At 66.8% G+C, this 15,685-nt stretch carries 14 protein-coding genes and 1 tRNA gene; 12 read left to right on the top strand and 3 right to left on the bottom strand.

The window, feature by feature from the left end; all coding sequences use genetic code 11:
• Positions 1 to 6: 6 nt before the first annotated feature.
• Together ABL838_RS27015 and ABL838_RS27010 are read right to left on the bottom strand one after the other, a co-directional pair.
• The gene (locus ABL838_RS27015) at positions 7 to 1,671 is read right to left on the bottom strand and encodes a methyl-accepting chemotaxis protein (RefSeq protein WP_418122748.1); all 1,665 of its coding nucleotides are present in this window, start codon (positions 1,669 to 1,671) and stop codon (positions 7 to 9) included.
• Between the two features lie 122 nt (positions 1,672 to 1,793).
• Positions 1,794 to 1,868: transfer RNA gene (locus tag ABL838_RS27010), tRNA-Arg, on the bottom strand.
• A gap of 253 nt (positions 1,869 to 2,121) precedes the next feature.
• On the opposite strand from ABL838_RS27010, the gene ABL838_RS27005 reads away from it, so the two are divergent.
• The 4 genes from ABL838_RS27005 to ABL838_RS26990 all read left to right on the top strand — a co-directional run bounded on the left by ABL838_RS27005 (position 2,122) and on the right by ABL838_RS26990 (position 6,194).
• Positions 2,122 to 3,153 carry a Bug family tripartite tricarboxylate transporter substrate binding protein gene (locus tag ABL838_RS27005; RefSeq protein ID WP_126023605.1) on the top strand — a complete coding sequence of 344 codons (1,032 nt, stop codon included), beginning with the start codon at positions 2,122 to 2,124 and terminating at the stop codon, positions 3,151 to 3,153.
• 108 nt (positions 3,154 to 3,261) lie between these two features.
• Positions 3,262 to 3,783: a tripartite tricarboxylate transporter TctB family protein gene (locus tag ABL838_RS27000; RefSeq protein ID WP_126023604.1), complete on the top strand. Its 522-nt coding sequence runs from the start codon at positions 3,262 to 3,264 to the stop codon at positions 3,781 to 3,783.
• A 25-nt stretch (positions 3,784 to 3,808) separates the two neighbouring features.
• Entirely contained in the window at positions 3,809 to 5,341 is a 1,533-nt protein-coding gene (locus tag ABL838_RS26995) for a tripartite tricarboxylate transporter permease (RefSeq protein WP_126023603.1), read from the top strand.
• Positions 5,342 to 5,357: 16 nt separating this feature from the next.
• Entirely contained in the window at positions 5,358 to 6,194 is an 837-nt protein-coding gene (locus tag ABL838_RS26990; protein WP_184640801.1) for a cytidylate kinase family protein, read from the top strand.
• Positions 6,195 to 6,356: 162 nt separating this feature from the next.
• Here ABL838_RS26990 and ABL838_RS26985 read toward each other — a convergent pair whose 3' ends face one another.
• Positions 6,357 to 6,965 (bottom strand): Crp/Fnr family transcriptional regulator, encoded by a 609-nt coding sequence (locus ABL838_RS26985; protein WP_126023601.1) that lies wholly within the window; start codon positions 6,963 to 6,965, stop codon positions 6,357 to 6,359.
• Positions 6,966 to 7,116: 151 nt separating this feature from the next.
• On the opposite strand from ABL838_RS26985, the gene oxc reads away from it, so the two are divergent.
• The 8 genes from oxc (at position 7,117) to ABL838_RS26945 (ending at position 15,678) form a co-directional block, all read left to right on the top strand.
• Entirely contained in the window at positions 7,117 to 8,946 is a 1,830-nt protein-coding gene (gene oxc / locus ABL838_RS26980; RefSeq protein WP_418122747.1) for an oxalyl-CoA decarboxylase, read from the top strand.
• Positions 8,947 to 8,979: 33 nt separating this feature from the next.
• Positions 8,980 to 10,251, top strand: a complete 1,272-nt coding sequence (gene frc / locus ABL838_RS26975) for a formyl-CoA transferase (RefSeq protein WP_418117900.1) — start codon at positions 8,980 to 8,982, stop codon at positions 10,249 to 10,251.
• Between the two features lie 158 nt (positions 10,252 to 10,409).
• Entirely contained in the window at positions 10,410 to 10,856 is a 447-nt protein-coding gene (locus tag ABL838_RS26970; protein WP_126023598.1) for a PAS domain-containing protein, read from the top strand.
• The gene (gene frc / locus ABL838_RS26965; protein WP_126023597.1) at positions 10,853 to 12,100 is read left to right on the top strand and encodes a formyl-CoA transferase; all 1,248 of its coding nucleotides are present in this window, start codon (positions 10,853 to 10,855) and stop codon (positions 12,098 to 12,100) included. The genes ABL838_RS26970 and frc (ABL838_RS26965) overlap by 4 nt, the downstream gene beginning before the upstream one ends.
• Before the next feature lie 275 nt (positions 12,101 to 12,375).
• Positions 12,376 to 12,693, top strand: coding sequence for a hypothetical protein (locus ABL838_RS26960; protein WP_369660798.1), 318 nt, complete (start codon positions 12,376 to 12,378; stop codon positions 12,691 to 12,693).
• A 32-nt stretch (positions 12,694 to 12,725) separates the two neighbouring features.
• Positions 12,726 to 13,904: an ADP-forming succinate--CoA ligase subunit beta gene (sucC, locus tag ABL838_RS26955; protein ID WP_369660799.1), complete on the top strand. Its 1,179-nt coding sequence runs from the start codon at positions 12,726 to 12,728 to the stop codon at positions 13,902 to 13,904.
• A gap of 40 nt (positions 13,905 to 13,944) precedes the next feature.
• Positions 13,945 to 14,844: a succinate--CoA ligase subunit alpha gene (gene sucD, locus ABL838_RS26950; RefSeq protein WP_126023594.1), complete on the top strand. Its 900-nt coding sequence runs from the start codon at positions 13,945 to 13,947 to the stop codon at positions 14,842 to 14,844.
• Between the two features lie 54 nt (positions 14,845 to 14,898).
• Positions 14,899 to 15,678, top strand: a complete 780-nt coding sequence (locus tag ABL838_RS26945; protein ID WP_369660801.1) for a fumarylacetoacetate hydrolase family protein — start codon at positions 14,899 to 14,901, stop codon at positions 15,676 to 15,678.
• Positions 15,679 to 15,685: the final 7 nt, after the last annotated feature.

The raw sequence follows: 15,685 nt of genomic DNA, 5'->3' as shown, positions 1-15,685 counted from the left end.
CGCGGATCAGGCCGCGGGCCGCAGCCGCGGCGACACCGGGATGTCGCGGGAGAAGTCGCGGCGCGGTGCCGAGGGCAGTGCGTCGCGCGTTACGTCGCAGGGCAGCACGAACTGGCTGATGAGCGTGCCCAGGTTGCGGGCCTGGTCGCGCAGGCTTTCCGATACGGCGGCCGATTCCTCGACCATGGCCGCGTTCTTCTGCGTCATTTCGTCCAGCCGGGCGACGGCGGCGTCGATCTGGGCGATGTCCTGCACCTGCGACTGCGTCGCCATCGTGATGGCGCCGACCGTGTCGGCGACCTGGCCGATGGAAGCGACGATGCGCCCCATCGTGCGGCCAGCGTCGTCGGCGAGCGCGGTGCCCGACTCGATGCGCTGCACCGAGTTCTCGATCAGGCCCTTGATCTCGCGGGCAGCCGCGGCCGATCGCGTGGCCAGCTGCCGCACCTCAGACGCGACCACCGCGAAGCCGCGTCCCGCGTCGCCGGCCCGCGCAGCCTCGACCGCGGCATTGAGCGCCAGGATGTTCGTCTGGAAGGCGATGGCGTCGATCACGCCGGTTATGTCGGCCACCCTGTGCGATTCGCGCCGGATGTCCTGCATGGTGCTCACCACCTGGGACACCGCCTCGCCGCCCTGCGCTGCGACCGTGGCGGCGGCCCCGGCCATGCGTTCGGCCTCGCCGGCGGCCGTGCTCGATTGCTGCGCGTTGTGCATGACCTGCCCGAGCGCCGCCGCCGTCTGCTGCAGGCTGGCCGCGGCGCCTTCGGTGCGTGCCGAGAGTTCCGAGTTGCCGTGCGCGATCTCGGCGGCCGCCGTGCGCACGTTCTGCACCGACTCGCGCACGCGCTGCACCAGCTCGCGCAGTGCGCCCTGCATGGCGCCCAGCGCCTGCAGCATCTGGCCCGCCTCGTCGCGGGAGTGGCCCTCGATGTCCTGGCGCAGGTCGAGGGTGGCCACGCGTCCGGCTGTGTCGCTCGCGAGCCTGATCGGCCTGCCAATGCTGCGCATCAGCCCCAGCGCCAGCACACCGCCCAGCAGCAGCGCGGCCACGCTGAACAGCACCAGCGCAATGCGCGCGGAGGCGCTCAGCTCGGCGACGTGCTCGCCTGCCACGTCGATGGCCAGCCGCTGCGATTGCGCGAGCCTGGAAACGGCGGCCAGCAGCGCGGCCGAACTGGGCTGGAAGCGCTGCGCGTACACGTTGCGGATGCGCTCGGTGAGGCCCGAGTCGCGCGCGGCGATCAGTTCCTTGACGGCGCCCGCGAAGTCCCTGGCGGCGGCGTCGGCCTGCGCGAGCAATGCGCGGTCGGCCTCGTCGTGCAGTCGCTGGTCGAGCTGTTTGATCAGTTCGTCGTAACTGGCGGCGGTTGCGCGGATGTCCGCCGCAAGAATCTCGCCGACCTCGGGTTCGGAGCTCAGCGCCATCGCCTTGTAGCGCTCGGCATTGATCGCCTGCAGGCGGTAGGCGTCGGCCACGATGCGCTCCGACACGCCGCGCTGCTGGATGGCTTCGCGCGTGGCCTCGTCGACCTTGGCGAGCGAACGAATGCCGATGCCGGAGCCCGCGAGGGTCAGCAGCAGGACGGCCGAGAAGGTGAACAGGAGGCGGCGACCGAGGATGTTGCGGGAGCCGGAGGAGGGGAGGAGAAGGTGGGCGTCTGATGTCACGCGCGGATTAGACCGAGGGCGTGTGACTGGTCGTTGACCCGGACCCGCGTGTGGGCGGGGCTTGCGCCGGGCCTGCCTGGGGTCTTGAAAAGCCGTTGCGATTCAACGACTTGGCGATCTGGTGGTGCCTTCGACAGGAATCGAACCTGTATCTGAGTCTTAGGAGGACCCCGTTCTATCCATTGAACTACGAAGACCGGATGGGGATGCACGAAGCGGCGAGCTGCGGTGCGCCCGCGATTTTATAGGGTTCGCGATGACAGCCCCGGCCGGGGCCGCGCCCGGCCCCTCGCGCATCGCCAGCGCGGGCTTACCCCGATACGAAATCTGCAAAAAGTTGACCGCGATCAAGCCGCCTCGAATCGCTGGCGCGCACCATCGTGCCCGTTCGCATCTCTGCTCAGATTCAAGAACAAAAAAGAGCGAAATCACTACACAGGAGACAACCTGATGAAGAAGATCGCCTTGAATGTTCTGAGCCGCGCGACTGCCGTTCTTGCCACGACAACCGCCGCGATGGCGCTGGCGACCGGTGCCGCGCCTGCCTTCGCATGGGAACCCACCAAGCCGGTGGAGTTCGTGATTCCCGCCGGCACCGGCGGGGGCGCCGACCAGATGGGGCGGCTGCTGCAGGGCATCGTCATCAAATACAAGCTGATGAAGGAGCCGCTGATCGTCGTCAACAAGTCCGGCGGCGCGGGCGCCGAGGGCTTCCTGGCGGTGAAGGAGGCAAAGGGCGATCCGCACAAGATCGTCATCTCGCTGTCGAACCTGTTCACCACGCCGATGGCCACGGGCGTGCCCTTCAACTGGAAGGACATGACGCCGGTCGCGATGCTGGCGCTCGACCAGTTCGTGCTGTGGACCAACGCCTCCGAGCCCTACAAGAGCGCGGGCGAGTACGTCGCGGCGGTGAAGACCGCGGGGCCGAACAAGTTCAAGATGGCCGGCACCGGCTCGAAGCAGGAAGACCAGATCATCACGGTCGCGCTCGAGAAGGCCACTGGCACCAAATTCATCTACGTGCCGTTCAAGGGCGGCGGCGAGGTGGCGGTGCAGCTGGTGGGCGGGCACGTGCAGTCGACGGTGAACAACCCGATCGAGGCGGTGGCGCAATGGCGCGCGGGCAAGCTGCGCGCGCTGTGCGTGTTCGACGACGAGCGCATGCCCTTCAAGGCCAAGGTCACCGACACACAGTCGTGGAACGACATCCCCACCTGCAAGGAAGCGGGCGTGCCGACCAGGTACACGATGCTGCGCGGCATCTTCATGCCGCCGGGCGTCACCCCCGACCAGCTCGCCTTCTACAAGGACCTGCTGACCAAGGTGGCGGCCACGCCGGAGTGGAAGGAGTACATGGAGAAGGGCGCCTTCAACCCGACCTTCATGACCGGCGACGCCTTCGCGAAGTGGCTCGCCGAGGCCGAGACCACGCACCGCACGCTGATGTCCGACGCGGGCTTCCTCGCGAGCAACAAGTAGGCGGGCAGACCGCCGACGACCGACTGCCGCGCCCCGCGGCAGCGGGCGCGTGCGCCGCGGGCGCACGCCGCATTCCTTCTTTTTTCAAACAACCACGATGGGGGCTCCATGGAGCACGACGAATCATCCGGGGGCCCGGCGCGCACGGGCATCTCCACCCACCTCGTAGAAGCGGCGGTGGCCGTGGCGCTGCTGGTCATCGGCCTGGTGGTGGTCTTCGAGGCGCGCAAGCTCGGCGCCGGCTGGACCACCGACGGCCCCGGCGCGGGCTACTTCCCGTTCTTCATCGGCGTGATCATCACGATTTCGGGCGCCGGCATCCTCTACCAGTCGCTGCTTGGCAAGAACCGCAACACCGCGGTCTTCGTCGACTCGGTGCAGCTCAGGCGCGTGCTGTCGGTGCTCGTGCCCGCCACGGTCTACGTGCTGGCGATTTCCTTCCTCGGCATCTACGTGGCGTCGGCGATCTACATCGCGCTCTTCATGATGGTGCTGGGCAAGTACGCGTGGTTCAAGAGCGTGTTCGCCGCGCTGGCCGTGAACGCGCTCTTCTTCTGCATGTTCGAGGTCTGGTTCAAGGTGCCGCTGTTCAAGGGCGCGCTCGATCCGCTTCGATTCCTCGGCTACTGAACCCGAACCAAGGAGCACAAGCGAAATGGAAGAAATCAGTGCCCTGATGCAGGGCTTCTACGTGATCCTCTCGCCGATGAACATCGGCCTGATGTTCCTCGGCATCATCCTCGGCGTGCTGATCGGCGTGCTGCCGGGGCTCGGCGGCGCCAATGGCGTGGCGATCCTGCTGCCGCTCACCTTCACGATGTCGCCGACCTCGGCCATCATCATGCTGTCGTGCATCTACTGGGGAGCGCTCTTCGGCGGGGCCATCACCTCGATCCTGTTCAACATACCGGGCGAGCCATGGTCGGTGGCCACCACCTTCGACGGCTACCCGATGGCGCAGAACGGGCAGGCGGGCGCGGCGCTCACCACCGCGTTCACGTCCTCCTTCGTGGGCGCGTTCCTCGCGGTGGTGATGATCACCTTCCTCGCGCCGCTGGTCGCGAAGTTCGCGCTCAAGTTCGGCTCGCCCGAGTTCTTCGCGGTGTACCTGCTGACCTTCTGCAGCTTCGTCGGCATGGGCAAGGGCTCGCCCTTCAAGATCCTCGCGTCGATGGCGCTGGGCTTCGCGCTCGCCAGCGTGGGCATGGACACCGTCACCGGCCAGCTGCGCCTGACCTTCGGCCAGCCCGAGCTGATGCGCGGCTTCGATTTCCTGATCGCGGTGATCGGCCTGTTCGGTATCGGCGAGATCCTGCTGTCGATGGAAGAGGGTCTGAAGTTCTCCGGCAAGAGCGCCAAGATCGATCCGAAGGTGGTGTGGCAGACCTGGAAGCAGCTGCCCAGGTACTGGATGACCTCCATCCGCAGCTCGCTCATCGGCATCTGGATGGGCATCACGCCCGGCGGTGCCACGCCGGCTTCCTTCATGGCCTACGGCCTCGCCAAGAAGATGTCGAAGAAGGGCGCCAAGTTCGGCACCGGCGAGACGGAAGGCGTGGTCGCGCCCGAGACCGCCGCGCACGCGGCCGGCACCAGCGCGCTGCTGCCGATGCTGGCGCTGGGCATTCCCGGCTCGCCCACCGCCGCGGTGCTGCTGGGCGGCCTGCTGATCTGGGGCCTGCAGCCTGGGCCGCTGCTCTTCGTGGAGCAGAAGGACTTCGTCTGGGGCCTCATCGCCAGCATGTACCTCGGCAACATCGTCGGGCTGATCGTGGTGCTGAGCACCGTGCCGCTCTTCGCATCGATCCTGCGCATTCCGTTCTCGATCATCGCGCCGGTGATCATCGTGATCTGCGCCATCGGCGCCTACACCGTGCACAACGCGATGCTCGACATCTGGTTCATGCTGGGATTCGGCGTGCTGGGCTATCTCTTCAAGAAGCTCGACTTCCCGCTCGCGCCGCTGGTGCTGGCGCTGGTGCTCGGCGACAAGGCGGAAGACTCCTTCCGCCAGGCCATGCTGGTGTCGCAGGGCGACGTGATGGTGATGTTCTCCAACCCGCTGGTGGGCACCATCACCACGCTGGCGCTGGTGCTGCTGTTCTGGCCGCTGATCTCCAAGGCGCTGGCCTTCGTCAGGAAGCCGAAGAAGGCCGACGAGTTCGCCGTCGAACGGCCGGTGGATTGACGAAGGAGGCCAGCACATGCCAGTGATCGCACTGACCCAGGAGATGGGTTCCCTCGCGAAGGATGTTTCGCTGAAACTCGCCGAGACGCTGGGCCTCGCCGTGATGCGCCACGAGGTCATCGAGCACGTCGCGGACCGCATGCAGGTCTCCACCAGCCTCATCGGCCGGCTGCGCAGCGGCAAGGCAGGCCTGGTGGAGCGCCTCACCACCGACCGGCGCAGCGTGGCGCTCTACACCGCCGAAGAACTCTTCGCGCTGGCCGACCGCGGCAACGTGGTGCTGCGCGGCTGGGGCGCCACCTGCCTGCTGCGGCCGGTGCCGCACGTGGTGTGCGTGCGCATCACGCGCTCGATGAAGAAGCGCGTCGAATGGCTGATGGGCGACCTCGAGACCGACGACGCCGAGTTCGCCGAAGCCGAGATCCGCCGCAGCGACCAGGCGCACGCCGCGCGCATGCACGCGCAGTTCGGCGTGACCTGGGGCGACCCGGTGCTCTACGACCTGGTGCTCAACACCGACCGCCTTTCTGTCGAGAGTTGCGTCGAGCAGATCCGGCTGATGGTGAACCGCCCCGAGTTCGCGGAGACACCGGCCTCGCGTGCGCTGCTCGCCAACATGGCGCTGGAGGCGCGCGTGCGCGCGGCGCTGAAGGAGCACGAGGCGACGCGGGACATCAACGTGACGATCACCGCGAATCATGGCGAACTGCTGCTGCGCGGAATCGTGCTGAATTCCGACGAGCGGGCGCAGGCCGAGGCTGTCGCGGCTGAGGTCTCGGGCGTGAGCGGCGTGCACAACCAGCTGAGGCTGATGGCCAGCACGCGGCGCTTTGCTTCGGCGAAGCAGACCTGAGCGCCGGGCTCTGTATTCGGTCTTGCTCCTTCTCCCGTGTGCGGGAGAGGGGGGGTGAGGGAAGGGCGCTGGAACTTGCCAATGGTGCTGCGATGGAAGCCGCCGCACCCTCACCCTGACCCTCTCCCGCAAGCGGGAGAGGGAACCAATGCCAAGACAGACTCAGATCTTTCCGCGCTTGCGCAGCCGGCTAAGGGTTTCCGCCGAGAGATTCAGATACGAAGCCAGTTCCTTGCTCGGAATCCGGTCTTCCAGCTCCGGGTGCTTGCGCATGAAGCGGTGCACGCGCCCGGCCGCGTCGAGCAGGTGCAGCGTGATCGTGTGCGCCATGATCTCGCTCATGCCGCGCATCACGAGGAACTCGAACAGTTCCTTGGTCTCGGGATGCCTGTTCAAGAAGGCGATCCACTCCTTCAGCGGCAGGCTCGCCACCCGCGCCTTGGTCACGCAGACGATGCCGTAGGGCGTGGGCGTGCCCAGCCGCAGCGCAGCGTAGCTCGTCTCCATGTCGTTCTCGTCGGCGAAGCGAAGGATCATTTCCTTGCCCTCCGGGTTGCTCACCACCCGCTTGAGGATGCCGTCGAGGATGAAGTACTGCTCCATCTCCCGCACGCCCTGGTGCAGCAGGAACTCGCCCTTGTTGCCGTCCACGATGACCAGGTGCGCCTCGAGCTCCGCGCGGTCGGCTTCGCTCAGGTCCTTGAGAAGCACGTTCTGCCGCAGCTGGGCGCGAATGATGTTCTTCTCCGGGTGGTTTTCCAACGTCGTCATGGTCACCGTCTTGCTCGATTTCGCTGCCGGCGCCGGTCATCGGGGCCGTCGCCGTTTTCGGGAAAGTTGACCGAGGTCAACGGCCGAAAGTTTGGCCCGAATCATAGTCGCGGCTCGGGCCTCGGCCATTCACCCATGCAGAAGGAGAGACATGTCTTCAGTCAGAACAGAGAAAGAGGCGACCACCACGCTGAGCGAAGCCCTCAAGTCCGCGAAAACCCGTGACGCCGACGGCGACGCGGTGGTGCGCGCGCTCAAGAGCGTGACGGAAGACAACGCGCCCGAGGGCGAGACCATCGACGGCTTCCACCTCGTCATCGATGCCCTCAAGCTCAATGGCATCGACACCATCTTCGGCCTGCCCGGCATCCCGATCACCGACCTCACGCGCATGGCCCAGGCCGAAGGGCTGCGCGTGATCTCCTTCCGCCACGAGCAGCACGCCGGCAACGCGGCGGCGGCAGCCGGCTTCCTCACGCAGAAGCCCGGCATCTGCCTGACCGTGTCGGCGCCCGGCTTCCTCAACGGCCTGACCGCGCTTGCCAACGCCACCACCAACTGCTTCCCGATGATCCTCATCAGCGGCTCCAGCGAGCGCGAGATCGTCGACCTGCAGCAGGGCGACTACGAGGAGATGGACCAGCTGGCCATCGCCAAGCCGCTGTGCAAGGCCGCCTTCCGCGTGCTGCACGCGCAGGACATCGGCGTGGGCATCGCGCGCGCCATCCGCGCCGCGCTCTCGGGCCGTCCGGGCGGCGTCTACCTCGACCTGCCGGCCAAGCTCTTCGCGCAGACCATGGAAGCGGCCGCCGGCAAGGCCTCGCTCATCAAGGTGGTGGACGCCGCGCCGCGCCAGATTCCCGCTGCCGACGCGGTGAACCGCGCCCTCGAACTGCTCAAGGGCGCCAAGCGTCCGCTGATCCTGCTCGGCAAGGGTGCCGCCTACGCGCAGGCCGACGCCGACATCCGCGCGCTGGTCGAGAAGACGGGTATTCCCTACCTGCCGATGTCCATGGCCAAGGGCCTGCTGCCCGACACGCACGCGCAGTCGGCATCGGCCGCGCGCTCCTACGTGCTGCAGGAAGCCGACGTGGTGGTGCTGATCGGCGCGCGCCTGAACTGGCTGCTCTCGCACGGCAAGGGCAAGACCTGGGCTCAGGAGAAGGGCGCCAAGCGATTCATCCAGATCGACATCGCCCCGACCGAGATCGACAGCAACGTCGCCATCGAGGCGCCGGTGATCGGCGACATCGGCTCCTGCGTGGCCGCGCTGCTGGCCGGCATCGACGCCAAGTGGGCCAAGCCGCCGGCCGAATGGACCGGCGCCATCGCCGAGCGCAAGGACAAGAACCTGTCGAAGATGGCCGCCACGCTGGCCGCGCGGCCCTCGCCGATGAACTTCCACAGCGCGCTGAGCGTGATCCGCGACCAGGTGAAGGCGCGGCCCGACGCCATCGTCGTCAACGAGGGCGCCAACACGCTGGACTTCGCGCGCAGCATCGTCGACATGTACGAGCCGCGCAAGCGCCTGGACGTGGGCACCTGGGGGATCATGGGCATCGGCATGGGCTTCTCCGTGGCCGCGGCCGTGGTCACGGGCAAGCCGGTGATCGCCATCGAGGGCGACAGCGCCTTCGGCTTCAGCGGCATGGAGGTGGAAACCATCTGCCGCTACAACCTGCCGGTCTGCGTGATCGTCTTCAACAACAACGGCGTCTACCGCGGCACCGACGTGAACCCCAGCGGCACGAGCGACGTGGCGCCCACCGTGTTCGTCAAGAACGCGCGCTACGACAAGCTGATGGAAGCCTTCGGCGGCGTGGGCGTGAACGCCACCACCGCCGACGAGCTGCAGAAGGCCCTCGCCGAGGCCGTCGCCTCGGGCCGCCCGACCCTCATCAACGCCGTCATCGACGAGACGGCGGGCACCGAGAGCGGCCGCATCACGAGCCTGAACCCCGCCACGGCGAAGAAGAAGTAACCCGCGTTCCGTTTCATTCAAGGAGATATCCCAATGAGCAACAAGCCCCTCAACGGCATCAAGATCATCGACTTCACGCACGTGCAGGCCGGTCCCGCATGCACGCAGATGCTGGCCTGGTTCGGCGCCGACGTGATCAAGGTGGAGCGTCCCGGCGCGGGCGACGTGACGCGCTCGCAGCTGCGCGACATCCCCGACGTCGACGCGCTCTACTTCACCATGCTCAACAGCAACAAGCGCTCGATCACGCTGGACACGAAGAAGCCCGAGGGCAAGGCCGTGCTGGAGAAGCTGATCCGCGAATCCGACGTGCTGGTGGAAAACTTCGGCCCCGGCGCGCTCGACCGCATGGGCTTCACCTGGGAGCGCATCCAGGAGCTGAACCCCAAGATGATCGTCGCCTCGGTCAAGGGCTTCAGCGAAGGCCACCACTACGAGGACCTGAAGGTGTACGAGAACGTGGCGCAGTGCGCCGGCGGCGCGGCATCCACCACCGGCTGGTGGAAGGGCGGCAATTCCGTGCCGACCATCTCGGCTGCCGCGCTGGGCGACTCCAACACCGGCATGCACCTGGCCATCGGCATCCTGACGGCCATCATCGGCCGCCAGCAGACCGGCAAGGGCCAGAAGGTGGCCTGCTCGATGCAGGACGCCGTGCTCAACCTGTGCCGCGTGAAGATGCGCGACCAGCAGCGCCTGGACAGCGTGGGCTACCTCGAGGAGTACCCGCAGTACCCGCACGAGATGGGCGCGTTCGCCGACAAGGTCGTGCCGCGCGGCGGCAACGCCGGCGGCGGCGGCCAGCCCGGCTGGATCCTGAAGTGCAAGGGCTGGCAGACCGACCCCAACGCCTACATCTACTTCACGGTGCAGGGCCACGCCTGGGAGCCGATCTGCGAGGCGCTGGGCAAGCCCGAGTGGAAGACCGATCCCGACTACATGACGGCCAAGGCCCGCCAGCCGCACATCGAGCAGATCTTCGCCACCATCGAGGACTTCATCAAGGACAAGACCAAGTTCGAGGCGGTGGACATCTTCCGCAAGTACGACATTCCGTGCGCCCCGGTGCTCTCGATGAAGGAACTGCTGCACGACGAGTCGCTGCGCAAGAGCGGCTCGATCGTCGAAGTCCCGCACAAGGAGCGCGGCACTTACTGGACCATCGGCAGCCCGATCAAGTTCTCTGACCTCAAGCCCGAAGTCACCGCGTCGCCCCTGCTGGGCGAGCACACCGACGAAGTGCTGGCGGAGCTCGGCTACAGCCAGGATCAGATCGCCGGCCTGCACGCCGCCAAGGCGGTGTAGAAGCCCACCCCCAGGCTTGCCCACTTCGTGTGGCAGCGCCAACCCCCTCCAGGGGGCGACACCTGCGGCCCGGCGGAGCCGGTTCCGCGGTGTCCCTGGAACTGGGGGAGGCTGCTGCGGGAGCCTGGCCTGGATTAAACGAAGCGCCGGAGGTTCACATGCAAGCGAATGTCGATTTCAAGCAGCTCGTCGAAGGCGCCGGCGATGCGATCATGGTGTGCGACGCGCAGGGCGCGATCACGCTGTGGAACCGCGCCGCCGAACGCATCTTCGGCTTCAGCGAGGCCGAGGCACTCGGCCAGTCTCTCGACCTGATCATTCCGCAGAGGCAGCGCCAGCGGCACTGGGACGGCTACCACAAGACCATGGAAACCGGCGTCACCAAGTACGGCGCCGACCTGCTGCGCGTTCCCGCGCTGCACAAAGACGGTCGCACCCTTTCGATCGCCTTCACGGTTTCGATGCTGTTCTCCGCCGATCACCAAGTCACGGGCATCGTCGCCATCGTGCGCGACGAGACAGCCCGCTTCGCCGAGGAGCGCAAACTCCGCGCCCGTCTGGTAGAAGTCGAAGCCACGATGATCAGAGAAGGAGACAGTCAATGAGCCAAGCACTCGAGGGCGTGCGCATCCTCGACTTCACCCACGTGCAGTCGGGCCCCACCTGCACCCAGCTTCTGGCCTGGTTCGGCGCCGACGTGATCAAGGTCGAGCGCGCCGGCGAAGGCGACGCCACGCGCGGCCAGCTGCGCGACATTCCCGGCGCGGACAGCCTCTACTTCACGATGCTGAACCACAACAAGCGCTCGATCACGCTGGATACCAAGAACCCCAAGGGCAAGGAGGTTCTCGACAGCCTCATCAAGACCTGCGACGTGCTGGTCGAGAACTTCGCGCCCGGCGCGCTCGACCGCATGGGCATCACCTGGGCCCACATCCAGAAGCTCAACCCGCGCATGATCGTCGCCTCGGTCAAGGGCTTCGGCCCCGGCAAGTACGAGCACTGCAAGGTCTACGAGAACGTGGCCCAGTGCGCGGGCGGCGCGGCCTCCACCACCGGCTTCGAGGACGGCCCGCCGCTCGTGACCGGCGCGCAGATCGGCGACAGCGGCACCGGGCTGCACCTGGCGCTCGGCATCCTCGCGGCGCTCTTCCAGCGCAACAGCACCGGGCGCGGCCAGCAGGTGCTCGCGCCGATGCAGGACGCGGTGCTCAACCTGTGCCGCGTGAAGATGCGCGACCAGCAGCGGCTGGAGCGCACCGGCACCATGCACGAGTACCCGCAGTACCCCGACGGCAAGTTCGGCGACGCAGTGCCGCGCGCGGGCAACGCATCGGGCGGCGGCCAGCCCGGCTCCATCCTCAAGTGCAAGGGCTGGGAGACCGACCCCAACGCCTACATCTACTTCATCACGCAGGCGGCGGTGTGGCCGGCGGTGTGCAAAGTCATCGGCGAGGAAGGCTGGATCACCGACGAGGCCTACGCCACGCCGGCGGCGCGATTGCTGCACCTGAAGCCGATCTTCGCGCGCATCGAGCAGTGGACCATGACCAAGACCAAGTTCGAGGCCATGGACATCCTCAACGAGTACGACATTCCGTGCGGACCGATCCTCTCGATGAAGGAGATCGCCGCGGACGAGTCGCTGCGCGAGACCGGCACCATCGTCGAGGTCGACCACCCGGTGCGCGGCAAGTACCTGACGGTGGGCAACCCCATCAAGATGTCCGACAGCCCGACGGTGGTGACGCGCTCGCCGCTGCTCGGCGAACACACCGAGGAAGTGCTCAGGCAACTCGGTTACGACGCGGACGCCCTGGCGACCCTGCGGGCCGAACGCGTGATCTGAGGCCCGGCGGCGCGGGCCGCCGCCTCTTGCCGTTTTCCTTTTTCCTGGCGCGCTGCCTGTTCGCGGGCAGCGCGGAGGGCGCCTGCGCGCCCGGATTCGAATCAATTGCCGGTTGTCGATCTGGCTGGAATTTCGGAATTTCCATCCATAACCTGCAATGAATGGTTTTTATAAATTCATTTGATTTTTATTTATCGTCCATCGCTTCTACATTTTGAACTCGCCGGAATTGCCCATCTTATTCATCGATCCGGCATTCATTCAAGGAGAAGATCATGGAAAACCAGTCACCCATCCAATACTGGCGCGACGAGATCGAGCGCAATGCCTACAACGCCGCCTTCTTCGAGCTGGGGCTGCGCTGGCATTGGGACGGCGAGACCTATGACCGCCTGATGGGCCTGGGCGAGGACGCCAATACGCGCATCGGCCATTACCTGAAGACCGAGCAGCCGCATTTGCTGAAGGCCTACGACGCGGAATTCCTCGCCGTGGCCATCGAGCAGAAGAAGGAAATCCACCGCAAGCGCGAAATGGCTTCGTCGAGCTATTTCAATTGGGCTGAAAGCCACGGCGTCGAGCTGGGCGCCTGAATTCCAATTAACGATTCAGGGCAATTGCGGCGATGAACATCCACGAATACCAAGGCAAGGAAGTGCTGCGCCAATACGGCGTGGCAACGCCTCGCGGCTTCGTCTGCCGCTCGCCCGACGAGGCCGCCGAGGCCGCCAGCCGCATCGGCGGGCGCGCCTGGGTGGTCAAGGCGCAAATCCACGCGGGCGGCCGCGGCAAGGGCGGCGGCGTGAAGCCGGCCTGGTCGGTGGACGAGGTGCGGCGCCACGCCGGCCAGATGCTCGGCATGACGCTGCAGACGCCGCAGACCGGCCCCGAGGGCCGCGTGGTGAAGCAGCTGCTGGTGGAAGAAAGCGTGGAGATCGACAAGGAGCTCTACCTGGGCTTCGTGGTCGACCGCAACTCGCAGCGCGTGGCGCTGATGGCTTCGAGCGAAGGCGGCATGGACATCGAGGAAGTGGCCGCGCGCACGCCCGAGAAGATCCACCGGCTCTTCATCGACCCCGTCAACGGCCTCGGCGTAGCCGAGGCGGACGGCATCGCGCGACGCATCGGCATTGCCGACCGCGCGGTGGTGCAGGCGCGCGTGCTGATGCAGAACCTCTGGCAGGCCTTCGACGGCAGCGACGCCTCGCTGGCCGAGATCAACCCGCTGGTGCTCACCCGCGACGGCCGCGTGATCGCACTCGACGCCAAGTTCGACTTCGACGACAACGCGCTCTTCCGCCAGCCCGACATCGTCGCGATGCGCGACCTCGACGAGGAAGACCCGGTGGAGATCGAGGCCTCGGACGCCGGGCTCTCGTACATCGCGCTCGACGGCGACATCGGCTGCCTGGTCAACGGTGCGGGCCTCGCGATGGCGACGATGGACGCCATCAAGCTCTACGGCGGCGAGCCCGCCAACTTCCTCGACGTGGGCGGCGGCGCGACGGCCGACAAGGTGGCCGAGGCCGTGCGGCTGATGCTGCGCAACCCGAGGCTCAAGGCCGTGCTGGTCAACATCTTCGGCGGGATCATGAAGTGCGACGTGATCGCACACGGCGTGGTCGACGCGGTGCGCGAGACCGGCCTCAAGGTGCCGCTGATCGTGCGCATGAAAGGCACCAACGAGGACCTGGGCCGGACCATCCTCGCGCAGTCGGGCCTGTCGATCATCAACGCCGACGACATGGCCGAGGCCGCGCAGCGCGCCATCGGCGCGGCCAGCAACTGGGAGCGCCCGCGATGAACCGCTCCTGTTTCCAGCAACAGCCGATGGAGATTGCCGCATGTCCATCCTGATCGACAAGCACACCCGCGTCATCACGCAGGGCATCACCGGCAGGACGGGCCAGTTCCACACCCAGGCCTGCCTCGAATACGGCAACGGCAGGCACTGCTTCGTGGCGGGCGTGAATCCGATGAAGGGCGGCCAGTCGATGGCGGGCATCCCGATCTTCGGCACGGTGAAGGAAGCCAAGGCCGAGACCGGCGCGACCGTCTCCGTGATCTACGTGCCGCCGGCTTTCGCGGCCGCCGCCATCGACGAGGCCGTCGATGCCGAGCTCGACCTCGTCATCTGCATCACCGAGGGCATTCCGGTGCGCGACATGATCCGCACGCGCCACCGCATGCAGGGCCGCAAGACGCTGCTGCTGGGGCCCAACTGCCCGGGGCTCATCACGCCCGGCGAGATCAAGATCGGCATCATGCCCGGCCACATCCACCAGCGCGGGCGCATCGGCGTCGTCTCGCGCTCCGGCACGCTGACCTACGAGGCCGCGAGCCAGCTGGCGAGCTTCGGCATCGGGCAGTCGACGGTGGTGGGCATCGGCGGCGACCCGGTCGGCGGGCTGCGGCACATCGACGTGCTGAAGATGTTCAACGACGACCCGCGCACCGACGCCGTGATCATGGTCGGCGAGATCGGCGGCGACGCCGAGGAGCAATGCGCGCGCTGGATACGCGACCACATGACCAAGCCCGTGGTCGGCTTCATCGCCGGCGCCAGCGCACCGCCCGGCAAGCGCATGGGCCATGCGGGCGCCATCGTCTCCGGAGGCCGCGGCACGGCGCAGGAAAAGCTCGCGGTGATGAAGGAGTGCGGCATCCACGTCACGCGCAATCCGGCGGACATGGGAAAGCTGCTCGCCTCGCTCGTGGTGCCCGACTACCTGCCGTTCGACTGACCGATCGAACGGCGGCGGACCCGAATCCTCAACATCCAGAAAGACGACAACAACATGGAACAGCAGCAGATGAAGAAATGGGTCCGCTTCGAGCACGCGGGTGGCATCGGCTTCGGCACGCTCGAGGGCGACGCCGTGCACGAGCGGCAGGGCGACATGTTCGGCAGCTCCGAGCCCACGGGCCGCGTGTTCGCGCTCGCGGGGCTGCAGCTGCTCACGCCCACCGAGCCGACCAAGGTGATCGCGCTGTGGAACAACTTCCACGCGCTGGGCGCCAAGCTGAGCCTGCCGGTGCCGGCCGAGCCGCTGTACCTGCTGAAGACGCCCAATTCTTACCTCGCGCCCGGCGCGCCCATCCGCAAGCCGCTGTGCGACGGCAAGGTGGTGTTCGAGGGCGAGCTCGGCATCGTCATCGGCAAGACCGCCACCGCCGTCTCCGAAGCCGACGCGCTCGACCACGTGTTCGGTTACACCTGCGCCAACGACGTCACCGTGGCCGACATCCTCAACCGCGACGCGTCCTTCGCGCAGTGGGTGCGCGCCAAGGGCTTCGACACCTTCTGCCCCATGGGCCCGGTGGTGGCCACCGGCCTCGATCCCGCCACGCTCACCGTGACCACCACGCTCAACGGCGAGCAGCGCCAGAACTACCCGATCAGCGACATGCGCTTTTCGGTGCAGCAGCTCGTGAGCCTCATCTCGCAGGACATGACGCTGCACCGCGGCGACGTGATCCTCTGCGGCACCTCGATCGGCGTCGGCTCCATGAAGCCCGGCAGCCTCGTCGAGATCGAGATCGGCGGCATCGGAAAGCTCAGCAACCGCTTCGGCTGAACGCAGC

The organism is Variovorax sp. 160MFSha2.1, assembly GCF_048305075.1.
Taxonomy (GTDB): Bacteria; Pseudomonadota; Gammaproteobacteria; order Burkholderiales; family Burkholderiaceae_C; genus Variovorax; species Variovorax guangxiensis.
This window is presented reverse-complemented; position numbering and strand designations above follow the sequence as displayed.